The 2,384-nt window shown below is 34.0% G+C and carries 1 protein-coding gene; it reads left to right on the top strand.

Annotated features, from left to right (window positions below):
* Positions 1-902 precede the first annotated feature (902 nt).
* A partial coding sequence (locus tag ACOCD2_RS16910) for an endonuclease/exonuclease/phosphatase family protein (RefSeq protein WP_293653105.1) occupies positions 903-2,384 on the top strand: 1,482 nt, incomplete at its 3' end.

Raw genomic sequence — 2,384 nt, 5'->3', positions numbered from 1 at the left:
CGTTAGCAAAACTAGTGGCAGTCTTGAACTAAATCGGTAAGCGGCACATTGGTAAGACTTATCTTGTTTCTTGCGCTCGGTTTGTGTTGTTTAAACTATTGCGTATATGTGTATACTTCATGTGTGTATGTATGTATATATGTATATATGTGTATATATGTATATGTATATATATGTGTATATGTGTGTGTATGTATATATATGAATGTGTATGCATTCAAAATTGGAGCTCAATTTTTCAACACTGTATTGGCCGTTTACCACTGTATTAGTTTAGTCCGGTATATCGATTACTGCCATTCTGTTTTCTGTCTCGTTGCCAGTGTTGACAAATCCCTGTTTCGCGTTTTCACCCAAATAGTAATTTTTTCTTTTGCTTTATTTTTGAGGGTTAATCTTTTCCTTTTCTCTTTCTTTCTTCCTTTCTGTTTTGTTGTTGATGTTGTTGACCTTATTTTATGTTTGTATTTTTAAATATGGTCAGTCGGACGAGGAGAACGCTAGATTTTTCATTTATTGTGGTCTGTATAGAATTGCTAACAGAGTATTTGTCTTGTCAGTTTGTTTACTTTTTATTGGTCATAGTTCATCCACCTTGGCTGTTGCTTATGTCGTGTATATTATCACAATGAAAAATGTGTTTAAAATATTGTGGTTTTTGCTCCGTGTCTTTGCTTCATGTGCCTGTGTGGGCAGGCTAGAGATAAGGCCCGACAAAGTCGTGATTTTCAATGGGTTTTTCGGGGTGAGTGGAGTGTGGATGTCTGCATTGTACTTTTTCTTTTTCTTTGACATTGTATCTGGAGTTTGTGAACTCCGTTCAGAGTGTGGAATTTGCTTTGTCAGTTGCGTTTTTGAAAGTAGTGTGCGTGCTTTAGTTGTATTTTATTGTCATTTTAACAATGAGTAATAATACTGTTAGAGTAGTTTCAATGAACTGTCAAGGCCTGGCTGACCCGCAGAAGAGAAGAGACGTATTTCAGTACTTAAGAAAAAAGTCATACTGTATATATTTATTGCAAGATACCCACTTTGATCCTAAAATGGAAAACTGCATTCGGGCGGAATGGGGATATAAATGCTATTTTGCTTCATACAATTCAACCTCTAGAGGTGTGGCTATACTATTTAATAATAATTTTGAATTTTCAGTACAAAAAATTTACAAAGATAGTGCAGGAAATTATGTATTTACTGTTGTTAAAATCATGGATAAAGATTTTTTGATAATTAGTTTATATGGACCTAACCGCGATAACCCCGAGTTTTATATTGAACTTGAAGAGCGGATAAACGAAACTGGTTCTGAAAATATTGTTATCGGAGGCGACTGGAATTTAGTCTTAAATTTTACGCTTGACTACTGTAATTATAAACACTATAATAATACCAAAGCAAAAGAGCAGGTCGAAAACTTGATAATTAACCTTGATCTTGTAGATATTTGGAGAGAAATTTATCCTGAAACGAGACGATATACATGGCGTAGAAAGACACCTTCTCAGCAAAGTAGATTAGACTTTTTTTTGATTTCAGATTTATTATCCACTTTAGTGACAGATGTAGGTATAGAGGCGGGTTACAGAACAGATCATTCCATGATCACACTGACTTTGACATTAGGGAAAGAGTCTAGAAGCAGGTTATTGTGGAAGTTTAATAATTCTTTACTGAAAGATAATCTGTTTGTGAAGGAAATTAATGAAGTTATAAAAAATGTAACTGAAGAATATGCAGCATTTCCGTACGCACGCGAACAAATTCCTCACATCCCAAAATGTAACATGCAATTTGTTATTTCAGATCAATTGTTTTTAGATGTATTACTTATGAAAATTAGAACAAAGACAATTTCGTATGCCACAATGAAAAAGCGTCAAACTGAAGAAAAAGAAAAAAACTTAGAAAACAGCATTCAGCGTTTGGAAACTAAAACCTTTCTGACTGAAGACGAGAACAGGATATTAGAACATGACAAGCAAGAATTAATTGCGATTAGGGAGAAAAGGATGCAGGGAGTTCTACTTCGCTCAAGGGCAAGATGGATCGCTGAAGGTGAGAAAATAACGAAATACTTTTGTGGACTCGAAAAACGTAATTATGTTAGTAAACAAATGCTCAAACTTACGTTAAGTAATGGAGAGGAATTATATGAAACACATGACATTATTAAGGAGGTAAAAAGATTCTACGAAAGGTTGTATTCTGATAGAAACTTAGGAAATTGTGAAATATTAGATATGGTTGAAAACATCCCTACTTTAACATTACAGGAAAAGCTTTTGCTTGAAGGGGAAATTACTTTAGATGAAGCAAGTCTAGCACTTAAAAATATGAAAAATAATAAAAGTCCTGGTTCGGATGGTTTCACTGTTGAATTTTTT

The organism is Thiolapillus sp. (assembly GCF_048562965.1).
In the GTDB taxonomy this organism is placed as follows: Bacteria; Pseudomonadota; Gammaproteobacteria; order Chromatiales; family Chromatiaceae; genus Thiolapillus; species Thiolapillus brandeum_A.
Note: the sequence above shows the minus strand (reverse complement) of the source record. Positions and strands in the feature narration are given on the sequence as shown.